This is a genomic window from Rhizobium glycinendophyticum (assembly GCF_006443685.1).
Lineage (GTDB): Bacteria > Pseudomonadota > Alphaproteobacteria > Rhizobiales > Rhizobiaceae > Allorhizobium > Allorhizobium glycinendophyticum.
On record NZ_VFYP01000001.1, the window covers coordinates 1,302,715 to 1,319,960 of the forward strand.

Annotated in this window: 17 protein-coding genes; 5 read left to right on the plus strand and 12 right to left on the minus strand. The window is 63.0% G+C overall.

The window, feature by feature from the left end; translation table 11 throughout:
• Nucleotides 1-234 precede the first annotated feature (234 nt).
• Nucleotides 235-1,344 (minus strand): methyl-accepting chemotaxis protein, encoded by a 1,110-nt coding sequence (locus tag FJQ55_RS06340; RefSeq protein WP_140826808.1) that lies wholly within the window; start codon nt 1,342-1,344, stop codon nt 235-237.
• A gap of 283 nt (nt 1,345-1,627) precedes the next feature.
• Between FJQ55_RS06340 and FJQ55_RS06345 the strand changes: the two genes are divergently transcribed.
• Entirely contained in the window at nt 1,628-2,560 is a 933-nt protein-coding gene (locus tag FJQ55_RS06345; RefSeq protein WP_140826809.1) for a DMT family transporter, read from the plus strand.
• A 23-nt stretch (nt 2,561-2,583) separates the two neighbouring features.
• Here the strand turns inward: FJQ55_RS06345 and FJQ55_RS06350 are convergent, their stop codons facing one another.
• Nucleotides 2,584-3,813: an MFS transporter gene (locus tag FJQ55_RS06350; protein ID WP_140826810.1), complete on the minus strand. Its 1,230-nt coding sequence runs from the start codon at nt 3,811-3,813 to the stop codon at nt 2,584-2,586.
• Nucleotides 3,814-4,146: 333 nt separating this feature from the next.
• Here FJQ55_RS06350 and FJQ55_RS06355 point away from each other — a divergent pair, with 333 nt between their 5' ends.
• Nucleotides 4,147-5,043, plus strand: a complete 897-nt coding sequence (locus FJQ55_RS06355; protein ID WP_140826811.1) for a hypothetical protein — start codon at nt 4,147-4,149, stop codon at nt 5,041-5,043.
• A 90-nt stretch (nt 5,044-5,133) separates the two neighbouring features.
• Here FJQ55_RS06355 and FJQ55_RS23310 read toward each other — a convergent pair whose 3' ends face one another.
• The 9 genes from FJQ55_RS23310 to FJQ55_RS06395 all read right to left on the minus strand — a co-directional run bounded on the left by FJQ55_RS23310 (nt 5,134) and on the right by FJQ55_RS06395 (nt 12,428).
• On the minus strand, nt 5,134-5,292 hold the full coding sequence (locus tag FJQ55_RS23310; protein WP_161596957.1) for a hypothetical protein: 159 nt from the start codon (nt 5,290-5,292) through the stop codon (nt 5,134-5,136).
• Nucleotides 5,293-5,433: 141 nt separating this feature from the next.
• The gene (locus FJQ55_RS06360) at nt 5,434-5,625 is read right to left on the minus strand and encodes a hypothetical protein (protein WP_140826812.1); all 192 of its coding nucleotides are present in this window, start codon (nt 5,623-5,625) and stop codon (nt 5,434-5,436) included.
• Nucleotides 5,626-5,776: 151 nt separating this feature from the next.
• A complete protein-coding gene (locus tag FJQ55_RS06365; RefSeq protein ID WP_140826813.1) occupies nt 5,777-6,679 on the minus strand; it encodes a uracil-DNA glycosylase in 903 nt (300 codons plus the stop codon).
• Between the two features lie 300 nt (nt 6,680-6,979).
• Complete coding sequence (locus tag FJQ55_RS06370; protein ID WP_140826814.1) at nt 6,980-8,272, minus strand: Hsp70 family protein; 1,293 nt, start codon at nt 8,270-8,272, stop codon at nt 6,980-6,982.
• A gap of 139 nt (nt 8,273-8,411) precedes the next feature.
• Nucleotides 8,412-8,612, minus strand: a complete 201-nt coding sequence (locus FJQ55_RS06375) for a hypothetical protein (protein ID WP_140826815.1) — start codon at nt 8,610-8,612, stop codon at nt 8,412-8,414.
• Nucleotides 8,613-8,709: 97 nt separating this feature from the next.
• Nucleotides 8,710-8,946 (minus strand): hypothetical protein, encoded by a 237-nt coding sequence (locus FJQ55_RS06380; protein ID WP_140826816.1) that lies wholly within the window; start codon nt 8,944-8,946, stop codon nt 8,710-8,712.
• A 129-nt stretch (nt 8,947-9,075) separates the two neighbouring features.
• Complete coding sequence (locus FJQ55_RS06385; RefSeq protein WP_140826817.1) at nt 9,076-9,861, minus strand: SDR family oxidoreductase; 786 nt, start codon at nt 9,859-9,861, stop codon at nt 9,076-9,078.
• A 105-nt stretch (nt 9,862-9,966) separates the two neighbouring features.
• Complete coding sequence (locus FJQ55_RS06390; RefSeq protein ID WP_140826818.1) at nt 9,967-10,878, minus strand: NAD(P)-dependent oxidoreductase; 912 nt, start codon at nt 10,876-10,878, stop codon at nt 9,967-9,969.
• Nucleotides 10,879-11,033: 155 nt separating this feature from the next.
• Nucleotides 11,034-12,428: an FAD-binding oxidoreductase gene (locus tag FJQ55_RS06395; protein WP_140826819.1), complete on the minus strand. Its 1,395-nt coding sequence runs from the start codon at nt 12,426-12,428 to the stop codon at nt 11,034-11,036.
• Between the two features lie 282 nt (nt 12,429-12,710).
• On the opposite strand from FJQ55_RS06395, the gene FJQ55_RS06400 reads away from it, so the two are divergent.
• The 3 genes from FJQ55_RS06400 (at nt 12,711) to FJQ55_RS06410 (ending at nt 16,091) form a co-directional block, all read left to right on the plus strand.
• Complete coding sequence (locus FJQ55_RS06400; protein WP_140826820.1) at nt 12,711-14,372, plus strand: electron transfer flavoprotein-ubiquinone oxidoreductase; 1,662 nt, start codon at nt 12,711-12,713, stop codon at nt 14,370-14,372.
• 240 nt (nt 14,373-14,612) lie between these two features.
• Nucleotides 14,613-15,374 carry a pentapeptide repeat-containing protein gene (locus FJQ55_RS06405; protein ID WP_246085038.1) on the plus strand — a complete coding sequence of 254 codons (762 nt, stop codon included), beginning with the start codon at nt 14,613-14,615 and terminating at the stop codon, nt 15,372-15,374.
• Between the two features lie 102 nt (nt 15,375-15,476).
• A complete protein-coding gene (locus tag FJQ55_RS06410) occupies nt 15,477-16,091 on the plus strand; it encodes a L,D-transpeptidase (protein ID WP_140826822.1) in 615 nt (204 codons plus the stop codon).
• Between the two features lie 116 nt (nt 16,092-16,207).
• Here FJQ55_RS06410 and FJQ55_RS06415 read toward each other — a convergent pair whose 3' ends face one another.
• Nucleotides 16,208-17,230: a zinc-binding alcohol dehydrogenase family protein gene (locus FJQ55_RS06415; RefSeq protein ID WP_140826823.1), complete on the minus strand. Its 1,023-nt coding sequence runs from the start codon at nt 17,228-17,230 to the stop codon at nt 16,208-16,210.
• Nucleotides 17,231-17,246 lie beyond the last annotated feature (16 nt).

The following is a 17,246-nucleotide window of genomic DNA, read 5'->3' on the forward strand; positions in this document are numbered from 1 at the left end:
TTCGAGGTTGGCCGCGACGGCGCAAACGGATTGTCTCTGCACCGATAGGGGTCAAGTTGCCGCCGATGATTGCAGCAAAATCTGAACGATTGTTAAAACACCTGATATTTTTCGGCGGCCTTTTTGGGGGGCAGCCAAGATCAGAGCCTGGCTGATGGGGGCGTTAAGCCGGAACGACGAAGAATAGCGACGCGTTGATCTATTTTCTCGCAGTCGTTCCGCGCCGGGCAGCGACTACTTCAGCTTCAATTGCGCGCGAATGATTTCGTCGCTGTCCGACTGCTGGACGATGACGGCCGACCAACCAAGCCCGTCATAGTCCTCGTAGCCGAGGGTCTTGGCAAAAGCGACGATCGCCCCATTGGCGTCGTGATAGCTCCCACGCGGTGCCTGTTGCGGATTGGACAGCGCGAAATGGGTGTAGACCCGCTCCGGTCGGCTCGACGCGATCACCATGTTAGCGCCGTCGAGCAGCATGACTTCCGTGCGCTCCGCGACTGCGGGCGGCAGGTTGGCTTCTTTTTCGACGATTGCCTGGCCCTGAGATTGCCAGTCGAAATAGACGCCGAGCGTGCCGACGAGCGGCGCGTCCGAGCGGCCGCCGACCCGAATGCCGGTGGCATAGACCAGCACGTCCCGTTGATCGTGCAGGGTCGATCGGCGAACACTGTCGACGACATAGTCCTCGCCGCTTCGACAGCTGCGGGCTGCCTTGAACCAGTCCTCCTGGGAAAGATTCTTGTCCTTGAGGTTGCGCTGGTAGCGCGGATTGGCAGACGCGATCACTTGGCCCCTGGCATCGGTCATCACCAGATCGAGATAGACGGTGTAGAAGCGGTTGATGACGCCGAGGCGTTCGGCCGCATGGCTGGCCGCCCGAGGGGATGGCTCTTCGAGCGCCGACCAGAGCGCGCTGTCGGTTGCCCACCAGCGCACGTCGGCCGTGCGCTCGAACAGGTTACGCACGATGAACTGCACCAGTGTCTGGGCGAGGTCGATGAGGCGGACCCCTTCCATATCTTCAACGAGAGCGTCTGCCATGCTGCGGCTCAGCCGGATACGATCGAGCACGTTTTCCTGGAAGCGCTCGGAGATGTCGGCAGCGCCCTGCGCCAGCCGCTGCACCTCATTGGCGACGACGGCGAAGCCCTTGCCTGTTTCTCCCGCCCGCGCCGCCTCAATGAGCGCGTTGATCGCAAGCAGCCTGATCTGTCGGACGATTAGATCATTGTCGGCGCTGTAAGTCTCGAGATCCCGACCGATGCTCTCGGTGACGAGCCGCATCGAACGCGGCGTGGCACGGTGCCCGGATGTCTGGCGAGGTCTGTCTGCCGTTTGCGTCATGGCGCGGGTCCGGTAAAGGTTTAGGTCAAGGGCAATGATCAAAATGTGCGGTGCAGCATGTATCTGGAGGAAAGTTAGTTTATTGAGATTGAAAACATGGTTAACACGGAATGGTGAGAAAACCCATGTTTCAGCCCATTTTCGGGTGAAATCCGCCTTGTTTCAGTCGGCTTGAGGTGCAAGGTGTAGCGCGCGGCCCCGCAGGATCCGCACCCACCACCCGAACGCCTACCCGCTTCGTCCCGTCTGCAATCGACACATCGCCAAAGAATTGCTCATCGAAATGGCCTTCGCCGATCCCAACCCGCTGCGCGGCATTCTGCTCAAGGTGTTTTCCGTCTCCGTTTTCGTGGCGATGCAGACATCGATCAAGCTCGCGGGGACCGGCATTGCCCCTGGTCAGATCAGCTTCTACCGCTCCGCCTTCGCCATCGTGCCGATTGTTATATATCTTGGCTGGCGCGGCGAGTTGCGGCAGGCGATCCAGACTGACAATCCCTTCGGCCACGTCAAGCGCGGCCTGATCGGCGTCTGCGCCATGGGGGCGGGCTTCCTCGGTCTCGTCCATCTGCCGCTGCCGGATGCGATCGCCATCGGTTATGCCATGCCACTGATTGCAGTTGTCTTTGCGGCGGTCTTCCTCAAGGAGACCGTGCGGCTCTATCGCTGGACGGCTGTCTTTGTCGGTCTGATCGGCGTGCTGATCATCTCGGTCCCGAAGCTTTCTCTCTTTGCAGACGAGGGACTTGGATCAGAAGCGGCGATCGGCGCCGCTGCCGTGCTCGTCTCGGCCACACTCGGTGCGGCCGCCATGTTGCAGGTGCGCCAGCTGGTACAGGTGGAAAAGACCGCGACAATCGTGCTCTTCTTCTCGGTGACGGCGTCGCTTCTCTCGGCACTGACATGGTTCTTCGGCTGGCCCGACCTGTCCTGGCGGGCGCTCGGCCTCTTGGCGTTGGCCGGCTTCTTCGGCGGGCTCGGCCAGATCCTGCTGACCGAGAGCTATCGCTACGCAGATGTCTCGACGATTGCTCCCTTCGAATACATCTCCATCATCCTCGGCTCGATCGCCGCCTATCTGCTGTTTGCGGATGTGCCGACTTGGACGACGGTTCTGGGTGCCGCGATTGTCGTCAGCGCCGGCATATTCATCATCCTTCGCGAACATCAGCTGGGGCTGGAGCGGCGTGCTGCGCGCAAGGCTGCAACGCCATAGGCCGACAAGATAAGGCCGGTCCCTCAGCGATCGAAATCGTTGAGCGGCGAGGCACCCTCTGTGCCCTGCATGGGGAGCGCCACGGCCTGGAAGTCGGTCTTGTCTGCGGCGGTGTCCGGACGGCGCGAGATGCGCCAGGCGGCGTAACCCGAATAGAGGGCGAAGGCGGTGGCGAGGAAGAGGATCAGGGCGTTTGGCCCGAACCACTGCATCAGCGAACCGGCCATGATCGGGCCCGTCACGGTGCCCATGCCGTAGAGGATCATGATGGCACTGGAGAGCGTCACATATTCGTCCGGCTCGGCCAGGTCGTTGGCATGGGCGACATTCAGGGAATAGACCGGATAGAGCACGGTGCCGACGAAGAAGCCTGCAACATAGATGGCGGTCGCGTTGTCGGCATTGAACAGGGTCATGGCGATACAGGCGCAGACCCCGAACAATCCGCAGCCGATCATCACGAGGCGGCGGTCGATCCGGTCTGAGAGGCGGCCGATCGGCACCTGCGAAATGGCGCCACCGGCGAGGAAGGCTGCGAGCAGCGTCGCACCCTGTGTCGTGTTCATCTGGATGGTCTGCGAATAGACGCCGCCCAGGCTACCCCAGGTGCCGGAAAGTGCGCCAGACAGCAATGAACCGAAAAAGGCGATCGGCGAGCGGCGATAAAGCCGCTTGAGATCAAAGCGGGCTTCGGCAATCGGGGCAGGGGATTTTGCGGTCGACAGGGCCACCGGGAACATGGCGAGCGAGAAGATCAGCGCGCAGATCATGAAGAGTTCCGGCCCGTTCACATCGCCGAGCGGCACGATGTACTGCCCGCCGATCGAACCGACCAGGCAGGTGACCATGTAGACGGAAAATAGCGCGCCGCGATTGTCGTTGGTCACCCGCTCGTTGAGCCAGCTCTCGATCAGAAGATAGGCCCCCGCGATGGCAAAGCCTGACAGGCCACGGAAGATCATCCACGCCCACCACTCGACGACCAGCGCACAGAGCAGAATCGACACGGTGAGCAGCGTGATCAGCGCACCGAAGACGCGCACATGTCCGACCCGGCGGACAAAGATCGGCGTCACCACACAGGATACCGTGAATCCAAAGGTATAACCGGTCGCGATGACGGAGATGATGAAGGTCGACCAGCCCTCGTTGAGCGAGCGGATCGGCAGCATGTAACCCATCAGGCCGAAGCCCGCCATCATCAGCAGCGTGGACAGCATCAGGGTCGCGATCGAGGCGAGACTGGACAGCATGAGGACCCCTCGGCGCAGGAATTGGGCGATAGTGCCCGCAACGCTGCGTTTAAGGAATTTCGAAACCGACGTCCAGCGTCGCAAACCTTCGATGATACTGACGCAATGTTCAGGCAAGCCTTAATAATTGATTGAAATCACGCAACGAAATCGTTTACCTTGGCATTCGTCACTTAACGATGACGCATCAACATAGGCGGTTTCGCCAGAGTGGGGGCTCTGGGGCTGTCAGGCAAACAACCAGACTTGGTGCAAGGTCCGTGTTTTGCGGTTGCCGGGCGCTCGTCGGGTGAGGGATCGGCGCGGCGTGACGCTGGGCGATTGAGGTAGAACATGGCGTTTTCGTCTGAGGATATTGCCAACCATCCGCACTTCGTGGAGGCTCTGCGGGGCTTCGCCGGGTCGCTTCGAAAACAATTTGACGACAGTCCGCGTCTGTCACGCATGCTGGCCTCGCACCAGCGCTGGCTATTGAGCCAGGCGGCTTTCGCCCTGCAGCTGGAATATGACCCGACCCAGCCCGGCAGCGGCCTGACGACGACCAATCTGCGCGAGATCATCACCTCCAACAATGCGGCCAGCCGCAATACGGTGCTGAACTTTCTCGACCAGTTGCTGAGTTACAAATTCGTCCGCATTGTCGGCGATCCCACGCGCCGACCACGGCGCTACGAGGCGACGGAAATCTCCTATCACGCCATGTTCCAGTGGGTCCTGACCAATCTGATGCTGCTGGATCGCCTCGACGGCGGCGACCGGCTTGCGACCCTTCAGGGCAGGCCCGACTTGCTGCGGCTGGTTCAACCGCAGATCGCGCGGCGTGCCTGTCTTGAGCCGCGCTGGCTCGAGCCGCCGCCGCGCGTTGCGCTGTTCCTGTGGACGGAAGCCGGTGGGCTGGTGATGGACGAACTGGTACGCCGGGCGATGGATCTCACCGACAGCGGCGATGCCTATGAGATCGGCCGGATCGATGCGCGCCAGATGGCCGAACATTTCATGATCTCGCGCACCCATCTGCAGCGGCTGTTCCGCCGCGCGGTGGAGGCCGGCTGTCTGTCCTGGCCCGATGATAGCCGCAAGGCTTGTCTGCTCAGCCGCGATTTCCTGCGCGAGTACTGCCACTGGCAGGCGGTCAAATTCTCGATCGTCGATCAGGCCTATGAGAAGATCTGCGGACCCGTCCGCCTGGAAAAGCCTGAGCCGCGCCTGGGCGCGGTGCGTGAAGCCTGAACTGAAGGGTTTGGCGGGAGCGCCTCGCCCGAAATGCATGCGGCTCGCCATGGGCGAGCCGTTTGTGATGGTCTGGTAATGTGTCGGGTTTTAGAAGCCGAGCGGCTGTGCGACCGGGCGTTCGCCACGGGCAATCGCAGCCTGACGCTGATGGGCGGCCTGCGAGAACTCGGCCGATGCGCTGACCGCATGGCCGATCTGGTGCATGGCCTGGCGCAGGGTGCGGACGGGATGAAAACGGATGCTCATGGACGTGTCCTCTGCTTTTTGCGCATGTCTCTTCTTGCGTCCCTATTAGTTCATGGCTGAACCACTTGTGCAACGCACAATTCGGCGGGGCTGATATGCGGTCAATGCAGAGCCGCGCCGATCAGGCGCGGAAGGTCGAGATCAGGCGCGGAAATCGGAGAAGATGGTGGCGGGGCGCGCAATGCGTCCGGCATGGCCGGCATAACGGGCGCTGATTTGCTCGGCAGCGACGGCAGGGCCGATCCGGTTGTAGGGGGTGTTTGTCCGACCCTGTTCGCCAGCGAGGCGCAGGGTCTCGAACTTGCAGTGGATAGGGCGGGTCCGAAGGCTCACGGCGGTCTTCCTTGTAAAGTGTCCCTCCCACTTTGCCTTTTGTATATCGCAGTGCAGCATTGAGTCGGCAAGGCCAATCCGTGCGGCCCTGCTTTGCAGGAATTGCATGGCTGCTTTCATAATTTGTTTACGATGGCGCTTATTTGGGCGTTCACGCTCCAGGGAGCCGCTCGGAAAAGGCCATCAGGTCCATCCAGGCGAGCGCCTTGCTCGCCGGTGCGGTGAGCAATTCCTGGGGATGCAGCGTCGCCATGGCTGGCAATGCCGCCCCGCCGCTGCCGATCTCCCGCCATTTGCCCCGCAGAGCATGGATGGTGCCCGTCTCCCCGAAGAAGAAACGGGCAGCGAAATTGCCGAGCACAAGGATCTGGCGCGGTTCGGCAAGTGCGATCTGCCGCTCGATGAAAGGCCGGCAGATGGCGGTTTCCGGTGCCGACGGCATGCGGTCGCCGGGTGGGCGCCAAGGAATGATCGTGGTGACCAGCACGCTTCCACGCGACTGGCCAATGGCCGCCAGCATGCGGTCGAGCAAAAGTCCGGCCCGGCCGGAGAAGGGTAGCCCCTCGCGATCGTCGTCGGCACTCGGCATCGAGCCGATCACCATGATGGCCGAACCGGCAGCGCCAGCCGCAGTGATAGTCGAACGGGCCGATGTTTTCAGATTGCAGCTGCTGAAGCCTTCGATGGCGGTCTTCAGCTCAGTGAGGGAGCGTGCGGATTCGGCAGCAAACCGTGCCTCGGCAACGGCATTCTCGTCCGGAATGGCCGGCAGCGCCGAAGACTGCGACGGCTGCGCCCGCGCCGTCTGGCGCTGGTCTGCAGGGGCGGCCCGCGAAGCGAGGCTGCGTCCGGCAGCTGGGGCGGAGCTGCCAGTATTGCCAACCGCGCTTGGCGCCGTCGCCGACCGACCACCCTGCCGCGCCGCCTTTTCCGCGGCAAAGGCCGCAATCCGATCAACCGGTTCGTCTTCCAGCAGCCATTCGACGCCCGCTTCCGCATGGAATGCAAGAAGGGCGGCAAGCTCTGCGGTCGTCATGTCGCGGGTCTGGATCATGGGGTTGTTCTAGAGCGAAGGGACGGGCGATGGCAAATGGAAAGGGTGGGGGGCGTTGAGACCGCCCCTCATACGCCCTTCGGGCACCTTCTCCCCGCGAGCGGGGAGAAGGCCATGACGGCCACCGCTGGCCCATCCTCTCCCCCCTTGCGGGGAGAGGATGGGGTGAGGGGCAGACTTTTCCGTCGCAACGGACGTGGAAGGGAGCTCTAGTCGGCTGATGCCCTGTGTCTCCGGTGCCAGATCACCCCACCCCGGAGCTTCGCTCCGACCCTCCCCCTCAAAGGCAGAGCGCAGACTTCATGCCACCCATTGCTCGATATCGTCGCGCTCCCCGATCAAAGCGAGACCGTGGGCGATCGACACCAGTTCTCCGCCGGTCTCGATCTTGTCCTGCGAAAACCGGCGGTGGAAGATGTTGCGCACGGCCGGCACAAAGGAGGTGCCGCCGGTGAGGAAGACCTTGTCGATGCCGTCGGCTGCGGTGTTTGTGGTCTCCAGCACCTGGTCGAGCGCCTCTTCCATGCGGGCGATGTCGTCGGAGATCCAGCTTTCGAAGGCGGCGCGGGTGACGGTCTTCTCGCCGGCTTTCCCGAGGGGAGCAAAGCGGAAATCGGCCTCTTCGGCAGAAGACAGCGCCATCTTGGTGGCCGAAACCGCCTGGTAGAGCGGATAGCCTTCGTCGTGGTCAATGAGGTCGATGAAAAGTTCGAGCTTTTCCGGCTCTTCCGCCTGGCGCACGAGGGACTTGAGATCGGTAAATTCCTTCAAGGTCTTGAACACCGAGAGCTGGTTCCAGCGTGAAAAGGCGAGGTAATAATTGCTCGGCACGTCGAGCAGTTTGCCAAAACTCTTGAACTGGCTGCCCTTGCCGATCTCGGGCGCCACCAGCTGGTCGATGATGCGCGCGTCAAACTGGTCGCCGGCAATGCCGACGCCGGACTGGCCGATCGGGGTGGCCTTCAGCTTGCCGCCTTCGGTCTCGAAGCGGATCAGCGAGAAGTCGGTCGTGCCACCGCCGAAGTCTGCGACCAGAACGGTGGCATCCGCCTTCAGGTTCTGGGCGAAATAGAAGGCGGCGGCGACCGGCTCGTAGACGTAGTGGATTTCGGGGAAGCCGAGCCGGGTCAGGGCCTCGTTGTAACGGCTGGTGGCGAGATCCGGATCGGGATTAGCGCCGGCGAAATGCACGGGCCGTCCGGCGACGAGGCGTTTGGCGCCACCGGGCCAGCCGTCACCGGCGTAAGCCTCTAGCCGCTTCAGAAAAACCTCCATCAGGTCTTCGAACTGGAAGCGGCGCGCATGCACCAGCGTGCCCTGGAAGAGGGGGGAGGCGGCAAAGGTCTTGATCGACTGAAGGAAGCGGCACTCGCCGGGATTGTCGATGAAGGTGCGGATCGCCGCCTGGCCGGCCTCGACCTTCAAGGCGCCGGCACCGAGCTGCCGGTCTTTCAGGAAGGAGAGCGCCGTGCGCATGCTGTCCGACGTGCCGGCGGGCGACGTATAGGCCACCGAATGGGTATGGTCGCTGTCGTCAGCCACGGCAATCACGGTATTGGTCGTGCCGAAATCGAGCCCAAGCGCCTGTGCCATGGCCGTCGCTCCCTGTGTTTTGGAGATGTCAAAAGTCCGGGCGCGCCCGGCCGCACGCCGGTTGTTCCAGCGCCAATGAGGAGGGCGCCAGATGCCACAGAGGGCGGATGAGGGCAAGCGTTAAAGCATGGGCAGACGCTCAGCCACGACGGCGAAGGACATAGAGACCGGCGAGCCCCGCCAGCGCCAGCAATGCGCCATTGAAGATCCAGGGGCTCTGGTTGATCATGAAGCTGGAGGCTGGATAGGGAAAGATGCCCGTGCCCTGGGCCACCCAGATCACGCCCATCAGGATGGCGAGCACGGCAATAACTTTGAGGATACGGCGCAAGGCTGACATGGTAATGGCTCCTGTTGCGAGGCAGAGCTTAGGCGCAATGCCGACGCGTCGCCAGCGCCCTTTCAGGGCCGCGACCTTTGGTGTTCGCGAAACGCTGTCAGACTTCGAAATAATGCCGCGACAGGCCCGGGCGCAGGCCTCCGCTATCGGCAGCGTCAGGTTCGGCGACCTGAGCAAGCAGATGGCCGATGATCATGCCATGTGCATCGATGCGCATCGGCGCCTCTGTCGACCTCGACGGGCCGGGTTGCACAATGTCGCCATTGTCGTCTTCGTCCACCTGCAGCGACAACACATCGAGCAGGGTCCGGTCCTCATGTCCGGTTTCCATCATGTCGGGATCTCTCATTTCCCTTCAGCACTGGCGACAAGCCTTACGCGCGAGAGATTGAGAGCCCGTTCATGCGGATAATCGAATTTTAGCGGATTGCGATCAATGGCGGCAACCCGGTTATATCCGAGCTCAGTTCGATTTCGCCGCCCCGCCATCGACGCGCAACATAGTGCCGGTGATGTAGCTCGCCTGTGCCGAGCAGAGAAAGGCGCCGGCGGCGGCGAATTCCTCGACGGTGCCGAGCCTCTGGGCCGGGATCGACTTGACCGAGGCGGCCCGCACCTCGTCCAGCGATTTGCCCTGACGCTTGGCATTGGCGCCATCCAGTTCGTCGATCCGATCGGTGTGTATGCGGCCGGGCAAAAGCATGTTCGCGGTCACACCATAGGAGGCCACCTCCGAAGACAGCGTCTTGTTCCAGCCGACCAGTGCACCGCGCAGCGTGTTGGAAAGGGCAAGATTGGGGATGGGCTCAAACACGCCGGACGAGGCGACGGTGAGGATGCGGCCAAAACCTTGCGTCTTCATCAGCGGTAGGAAGGCGTTGGTGAGGGTGATGACGCGCACGACCATGGTCTGGAAGAACATGTCGAGCGTGTCGCCGTCCATCTCTTCGGCTGTGCCCGGGGTGGGGCCGCCGGTATTGTTGACGAGGATGTCGATGCCGCCAAGGATGTCATGCACCGCGTGGATCATCTGCTCGACGAAATGCCCGTCGGCGAGGTCGGCGACCTCGTAGTCAGCCTTGCCACCGGCCGCCCTGATCGCCTCGACGTTGTCCTTCAGCTTCTCCTCGCTGCGGCCGCAGATCAAGACGTGCACGCCTTCAGCGGCGAGTGCCTTCGCAATCCCGAGCCCGAGGCCGCGCGAGGCCGCGAGCACGAGTGCGCGTTTTCCCGAAATGCCGAGATCCATGGTGATGTCCTTCCCTGATGCGATCTATTTGCGCCGACCCTAGCAAGGGGGAGGGGGCGGGGGAAGGCGAAAGGCCCGCTTTCCCGTCTCCTTACACCGTCGCCCTCAAAGCTCCGCCGGAAAACCTGGTGCCCTGAGATCCGTGCCGGTCGCATCCTCCAAAAGCTTCACCACCTGCGACGACCAGGCGTCGCCGCCGTAAGCTGCTCGGGCGCGAATGAAGGTTTGCATCGCGTGGCCGGCGAGATCGAGCGGCACGCCGAACTCGCGGCCGAAGCCCAGCGCGAAGCCAAGATCCTTGACGGCGAGATCCATGGTGAAATTGATGTTGTAGCTGCCGTTGAGGATCACCTGGCCTTCGGTCTCATGCACGAAAGAATTGCCGGAGGAGGCCTTGATGATGTTGAAGGCGTCAGTGAGGTCGATGCCGCCTTTCTTGGCCAGCATCAGCGCTTCGCCTGTTGCAATAAGGTGGATGAAGGCGAGCATGTTGGTGATCACCTTGATCACCGCGGCTTTCCCGAGCGGCCCGGCGCGAAAAATCCGTTTGCCCATGGCCTGGAAGGCCTGAAGATGCATGTCGTAGAGATCCTCGTCGCCGCCGATGATCACGGTGATCTCGCCCGAGGCGGCCAGATGCACGCCGCCGGTGACGGGCGATTCCAGCATGCGGATTCCGGCGTCGGCGGCGATCTTGCCGAGGCGCAGGACTTCCTGTTCGTCGAGCGTGCTCATCTCGATCCAGGTGGAGCCGGGCTTCAGTCCCTTGAGGATGCCGCGCTCGCCGGTCAGCACGCGTTCGCTGACTTTCGGAGAGGGCAGGCAGGTGATGACGGCATCGACGGCTTCGGCCACGGCTTGCGGATCGGCGGCGAAACGCGCACCGGCGGCAACCAGCTCTTCGGCATTCCTGGGATCGAGGTCGTTGACCACGACGGCGAACCCCGCCCTGACGAGGCTGCCGGCGAGATGGCGGCCGAGATGGCCGAGCCCGATGAAACCATAAGTGAGTGCCATGTCCTTGTTCCCCTGCTGGCGTTTTGCCGGAGACTGCGACAAAGCGCAGACAGGTTCAAAGGCAGATTTCGGCCTGCGACGGGATTTGCCGTAGGCGGAACAGGCGGCCGCGATTTTTTGTCAGGGCGCGGGCATTGGCTGAGGCTCTGCCGGCGTCAGAACGGAACCTTGCCGGGGTTGAACAATCCGTCGGGGTCGAGCAGCGCCTTGATCTGCCGGGACAGCGCCTGTTTCAGCGCCGGCGCATGCGCCTCATAGGCATCGCGCTTTTCCAGTCCCACACCGTGTTCGGCGGAAAAGCTGCCCCCGCGCGCGGTGACGCCGGCATAGACGGTGCGTTCGACGGCGCGCTTGGTTTCCTTGGGCAGCGGGCCGGGGGCGGCGAGCGCGATATGCAGGTTGCCATCCGCCACATGGCCGTAGACATAGGCCTCGAACCCGTTGCCGATGCCGCCAAGGCCCTCGATGAGACCTGCCACATAGGCGTCGGCTTCGCCCGGCGGGATCGAAACGTCGAAGGAGGGGGCGTTGGGATAGCTGGCGAAGTAGAAGCCCGAATCCTCACGCAGGTCCCAGAAGCGGCGTGCCTGTTCGGAGGACTGGGCGAGGATGCCGCCCTTGAGGTCGGCCCTGTCCCAAAGCTCGGCCAGCGCCTCCTCCAGCGCAAGCCTTGCCTTCTCCTCCGTCTCCGAGGAGATCTCGACCAGCAGCATTGCGGCGCCATCCTCCAGCCAGTCGAGATCGAAGCCCTTCAAAGCCGCGTGATCGCGAATGTAACGCGGCCACATCATCTCCGCGGCCTCCATCTGCAAATCGCCCCGCTCACCGAGAGCGGCCGCAACCGACAGCGCCGAGGCGGCATCCGCGACACCGAGAAGAGCCGTCGCCCGATGGGCGCGCAGACGCTCCAGTTTCATGACGATTTTGGTGACGAAGCCGAAGGCGCCTTCACCGCCGATGAAGAGCTGTTTGAGATCCGGCCCGGCCGAGACCTTCACCACGCGCGTCATGTCGGAAAAGACTTCGCCGGACGGCAGAACCACCTCGAGACCGAGGATCTGGTGGCGCATCACGCCATTGCGGAAGGCGAGGATGCCGCCGGCATTGGTCGAGAGCATGCCGCCGATGGTGGCACTGCCGCGCGAGCCGAGGTCGATGCCGGTGGTGAAGCCGTGGGGCAGGAGTGCCGCCTGCAGCGCTTCGAGCGTCACCCCGGCTTCGACTTCGACCGTTCCTTCATCCGGCCGGATGGCGAGGATCCGGTCGAGACGTGCCGACGAGAGAACAACCTCGCCGGCCCGGCTGATGCCGCCGCCGACCAGTCCGCTCAGCCCGCCATGGGGAACGATGGCGACATGGTTCTGTCGACACCAGGCAATCAGCGCCGCTGCCGCTTCGGTGCTGGCCGGTTGCGCCACGACGCCGGCGCCGAGATTGTCCTCGTGCTCGCCCGGATGCCGTCCCGTCAAAGCCTGGGGACCGAGAATGCGCAGCTCGGCATGCAATGGGGCGAGCGCGTCGGCGAGGGTGGCGGGGGTAAAGGGGTGCATGGTCGTGGTATCCGGCAGAAAACGACGGTGTCTTGACCTGCAACCACGCGGCTTGCAAGGGCGTTTTGTGTCCGAGCCGTCGGGCGCGGGATGTCCCGCCAATTTCGTTGCGACGGTATGGCCGGAAATGTCACGTTGACCCTTACGTTCACGTAAGATATTCTCGGTCCTCACACCGCCTTGCCGGAATTTGCGCCTCTGCGCGTCGCGCTTCGGCTCGACAATCCGGTTGGGTTTTGTCAAGGAGGAGGGCGGAAAGCACCGCCTGGCGAGGAATGACGAATGAGCACCGAGATGGAACTGCCTGAACGCGAAAGCATGGAATTCGACGTCGTGATCGTGGGCGCAGGCCCCGCGGGTCTGTCGGCGGCGATCCGGCTGAAACAGGTCAATCCGGATCTGACCGTCGTCGTGCTCGAAAAGGGGGCGGAAGTCGGCGCCCATATCCTCTCCGGTGCCGTCGTCGATCCCGTCGGCATCGACCGGCTGATCCCCGGCTGGCGCGAAGAAGCCGACCATCCCTTCAAGACACCGGTCACCGACGACCAGTTCCTTTTCCTTGGGCCTGCCGGCTCGGTTCGCCTGCCAAACGCCCTGATGCCGCCGCTGATGAACAATCACGGCAACTACATCGTCTCGCTCGGCAATGTCTGTCGCTGGCTAGGGGCCCATGCGGAAGCGCTCGGCGTCGAGATCTATCCGGGCTTTGCCGCCTCTGAAGTGCTCTATAACGAAGAGGGCGCGGTGATCGGCGTTGCTACGGGCGACATGGGCATTGAGAAGAATGGTGAGCCAGGTCCGGCCTATACCCGCGGCATGGCGCTGCTCGGCAAATATGTGCTGATCTCGGAAGGTGTTCGCGGTTCGCTCGCCAAGCAGTTGATCGCGAAGTTCGATCTCGCCCGCGACAGCGACGTTCAGAAGTTCGGCATCGGCCTCAAGGAACTCTGGCAGGTCAAGCCCGAGCACCACAAGCCGGGCCTCGTGCAGCACTCCTTCGGCTGGCCGCTCGGCATGAAGACCGGTGGCGGCTCCTTCCTCTACCATCTCGAGGACAACATGGTGGCCGTGGGCTTCGTCGTGCACCTGAACTACAAGAACCCCTATCTCTATCCGTTCGAGGAATTCCAGCGCTTCAAGACCCATCCGGCGATCGCCAGGACCTTCGAGGGCGGCAAGCGTCTCTCCTATGGCGCCCGCGCGATCACCGAGGGCGGCTACCAGTCTGTGCCTAAGCTCTCCTTCCCGGGCGGCGCACTGATCGGCTGTTCCGCCGGTCTCGTCAACGTTCCCCGCATCAAGGGCTCTCACAACGCCGTGCTCTCCGGCATGCTGGCGGCCGAGAAGATCGCCGATGCGATCGCCGCCGGTCGCGCCAATGACGAGCCGATCGAGATCGAGAACGAATGGCGTTCGACTGATATCGGCAAGGACCTGAAGCGCGTTCGCAACGTCAAGCCGCTTTGGTCGAAGTTCGGCACCGCAATCGGCGTCGCGCTTGGCGGCATCGACATGTGGATCAACCAGATCTTCGGCACCTCGCCCTTCACCCTGAAGCACGGCAAGACCGACGCCCAGTCGCTCGAGCCGGCCGCCAAGCACAAGCCGATTGCCTATCCGAAGCCCGACGGTGTTCTGACCTTCGACCGTCTCTCCTCGGTGTTTCTCTCCAACACCAACCATGAGGAAGACCAGCCGGTCCACCTCAAGGTCCGCGACATGGACCTGCAGAAGCGATCCGAACTCGGCGTTTATGCCGGTCCGTCCACGCGCTACTGTCCGGCAGGCGTCTATGAATGGGTGGAAAAGGACGGCGAGGAAACCTTCGTCATCAACGCCCAGAACTGCGTCCACTGCAAGACCTGTGACATCAAGGACCCGAACCAGAATATCACCTGGGTGCCGCCACAAGGCGGCGAAGGGCCGGTCTATCCGAACATGTAAATGTTCGAGAGGACGGGCCGCACGGACCGCCTCAAAGGTTGACGGCGAAGGGCCGGTCTATCCGAACATGTAGTGTTCGGGAGGTCGGGCCGCCCGGACCGCCGCCAGAGAATGCCGGCGAAGGACCGGTTTGCCCGAACCTGGACGTGAAACCGATGTCCAGACCGGACAAATTAGCGTAACCTCTTCGGGGCGGGCCGCATGCGGCTTGTCGGCAGGGACGTGAAAGGTGCGGTTGGCGTGACGAAAGATCGGTTCGACAGACAGTCGGTGGGCAGAGCGGCAATCCGTCGCCAGAGCCGATGGCAAGGCCTGTCTCTGGCCGTAGCGGCGGCCGGCTCGCTTTTGGCCGTTTTTTCCGCACAGCCGACCGCCGCAGTCGAGCAATGCCGCCAGGATGCCGGCCCCTCCGTCGACTGGAGCAACTGCACGAAGCGCATGCTGATGCTCGGCGGAAGCAATCTCGAGGGCGCCAACCTCGCCGATGCCGATTTCAGCGGCACGGACCTCGCCGGCAGCAGCGTGAAGGGGGCAAACGTCACCAAGGCCAGCCTCGTGCGCACCTCCCTTGCCCAGTCGGATCTGACGGGGGCGGATTTCGACAAGGTGGAAGGCTATCGCAGCGACTTCACAGCCGTGAAGGCATCCGGCACGAGTTTCGTGGCGGCCGAATTGCAGCGCTCGGATTTCAGCGGTGCCGATCTGCGCAAGGCCGATTTCACGAAAGCCGAGTTGGGCCGAGCAATCTTTTCCGGGGCCACCCTGGAGGACACCCATTTCGCTATGGCCAACCTCTCGCGGGCCATGTTTCAGAAAGCGAGTTTCGCCGGTGTGATCGACTTCACCGATGCCTTCTTGTTTTTGACCCGTATCGAGGGCGCGGACCTGTCTCAGGCGAAGGGGCTGAAGCAGGAGCAGATCGCCCTGTCATGCGGCGACGAGACGACCAGGCTGCCGCAGGGGCTGACGGCACCCCCCAATTGGCCGTGTGCGGACGAATAGGTTCGACGCGCAAACGACCTCGTCTCCGCCGCTTTAGATATTCGTTAACCATAAATTCCCTAGGCTCCTCGGTATCGAATCGCATTCCGAGGACCTTCTCTCATGACCATTTCCCGCCGCGGCCTCCTCCTCGGCCTGCCGCTTTTCCTGGCCGGCTGTCAGTCGATGCCGAACCAGCAGGCCATGTATGGCGATCTGCCGGATGAACCGCATCCGCTCAAGAAGGTGCCGATCGAGAAGATCAAGCCGGAGCTGCGCCGCCAGCAGGTGGCCTACGAGACGACCCATCCGGCCGGCACAGTTGTTGTCGACACGCCGGCGCGGCGGCTTTACTACGTGCTGGGCGACGGCCAGGCGATGCGCTACGGCATCGGTGTGGGGCGCAACGGCTATGCGCTGGCCGGCAACGCCTATATCGGTCGCAAGGCCGAATGGCCGACCTGGACTCCGACCCCGAACATGCTGCGCCGCGACCCGGAAAAGAACCTGAAATATGCCGGCGGCCTGCCGGGGGGGCCGAACAACCCGCTCGGCGCGCGTGCCATGTATCTCTACCGGAACGGCAACGACACCATGTTCCGTCTGCACGGGACGAACCAGCCCTGGTCGATCGGTCAGGCCATGTCGTCCGGCTGCGTCCGCATGATGAACCACGACGTGATCGATCTCTACGAACGCGTGACTGTCGGGACGAAGGTCGTCGTTCTCCAGGCCTGAGCCTTTTTCCTCCTTTGCCGAACGGCGCTGCTTTAGGGGCGGCGCCGTTCGCGTTTGCGGACCGATGGAAACCGGCACCGACAGCGAGGTTACCTCGTCGCAGGCGCTGGAAAGGGTCAGTCGGAGAAGCCTTCCAGGACCACCTTGCCGCGCATGCGATTGCTCTCGACGAGCGCATGCGCCTTGATCAGGTTGGCGGCATTGATCGGCCCGATCACGCTGTCGAGCGTGGTGCGGACCCGGCCGGCATCGATCAACTCGGCGACATGGTTCAGGAGCTTGTGCTGCTCGATCATGTCTGCGGTTTCGAACATCGGCCGCGAGAACATCATTTCCCAATGCAGCGACACGGCCTTGCCCTTGAAGGCCATGATGTCGAAGCCCTCGGTGAAGTCGTCGATCAGGCAGATCCGGCCCGCCGGCGCGATCAGTTCGGCGAGATCGACCCGGTGCTGGACGCTATGGGTGACCGAAAAGACGAAAGCCGGTGCGCCGATCCCGAGGGCCGCATATTCGCCCGCCAGCGGCTTTGAATGGTCGATGACGTGATCGGCGCCGAGCGACTTGGCCCAGGCGGCGGTTTCCGGCCGGGAGGCGGTTGCGACCACTGTGAGGTCGGTGAGCTGCTTGACGAGCTGGATGGCGATCGAGCCGACGCCGCCGGCACCACCGGTAATCAGGATGACGGGAGCAGCCCCCGGAACGGGCATGTCGAGCCGCAGCCTGTGGAACAGCGCCTCATAGGCGGTGATCGCCGTCAGCGGCAAGGCGGCTGCTTCCGCAAACGACAGGCTCTTCGGCTTGCGCCCGACGATCCGCTCGTCGACCAGATGGTATTCAGCATTGGTACCGGGGCGCCCGATTGCACCGGCGTAATAGACCTCGTCGCCCGGCCTGAAGAGCGTGACCTCGGAACCGACTGCCTTGACGATGCCGGCGGCATCGTAGCCGAGGATGCGAGCTTCCCCTTCGGCGGGCTTGAAATTGCGACGAACCTTCGTGTCGACCGGATTGACCGACACGGCCTTGACCTCGACGAGCAGGTCGCGTCCGCGCGCTTCCGGCACGGGCAGATCGAGATCGACGAGGGCGGTGGGGGAGGTGAGAGCTTGGGGGCTATGGAAGCCGACGGCGCGCATGGGGATCTCCTGTAAA

Coding starts and splice junctions, on each gene's coding strand:
- FJQ55_RS06340 (WP_140826808.1), bottom strand. CDS start 1,344: ATGACGCAAACGGCAGACAGACCTCGCCAGACATCCGGGCACCGTGCC.
- FJQ55_RS06345 (WP_140826809.1), top strand. CDS start 1,628: ATGGCCTTCGCCGATCCCAACCCGCTGCGCGGCATTCTGCTCAAGGTG.
- FJQ55_RS06350 (WP_140826810.1), bottom strand. CDS start 3,813: ATGCTGTCCAGTCTCGCCTCGATCGCGACCCTGATGCTGTCCACGCTG.
- FJQ55_RS06355 (WP_140826811.1), top strand. CDS start 4,147: ATGGCGTTTTCGTCTGAGGATATTGCCAACCATCCGCACTTCGTGGAG.
- FJQ55_RS23310 (WP_161596957.1), bottom strand. CDS start 5,292: ATGAGCATCCGTTTTCATCCCGTCCGCACCCTGCGCCAGGCCATGCAC.
- FJQ55_RS06365 (WP_140826813.1), bottom strand. CDS start 6,679: ATGATCCAGACCCGCGACATGACGACCGCAGAGCTTGCCGCCCTTCTT.
- FJQ55_RS06370 (WP_140826814.1), bottom strand. CDS start 8,272: ATGGCACAGGCGCTTGGGCTCGATTTCGGCACGACCAATACCGTGATT.
- FJQ55_RS06375 (WP_140826815.1), bottom strand. CDS start 8,612: ATGTCAGCCTTGCGCCGTATCCTCAAAGTTATTGCCGTGCTCGCCATC.
- FJQ55_RS06380 (WP_140826816.1), bottom strand. CDS start 8,946: ATGATGGAAACCGGACATGAGGACCGGACCCTGCTCGATGTGTTGTCG.
- FJQ55_RS06385 (WP_140826817.1), bottom strand. CDS start 9,861: ATGGATCTCGGCATTTCGGGAAAACGCGCACTCGTGCTCGCGGCCTCG.
- FJQ55_RS06390 (WP_140826818.1), bottom strand. CDS start 10,878: ATGGCACTCACTTATGGTTTCATCGGGCTCGGCCATCTCGGCCGCCAT.
- FJQ55_RS06395 (WP_140826819.1), bottom strand. CDS start 12,428: ATGCACCCCTTTACCCCCGCCACCCTCGCCGACGCGCTCGCCCCATTG.
- FJQ55_RS06400 (WP_140826820.1), top strand. CDS start 12,711: ATGAGCACCGAGATGGAACTGCCTGAACGCGAAAGCATGGAATTCGAC.
- FJQ55_RS06410 (WP_140826822.1), top strand. CDS start 15,477: ATGACCATTTCCCGCCGCGGCCTCCTCCTCGGCCTGCCGCTTTTCCTG.
- FJQ55_RS06415 (WP_140826823.1), bottom strand. CDS start 17,230: ATGCGCGCCGTCGGCTTCCATAGCCCCCAAGCTCTCACCTCCCCCACC.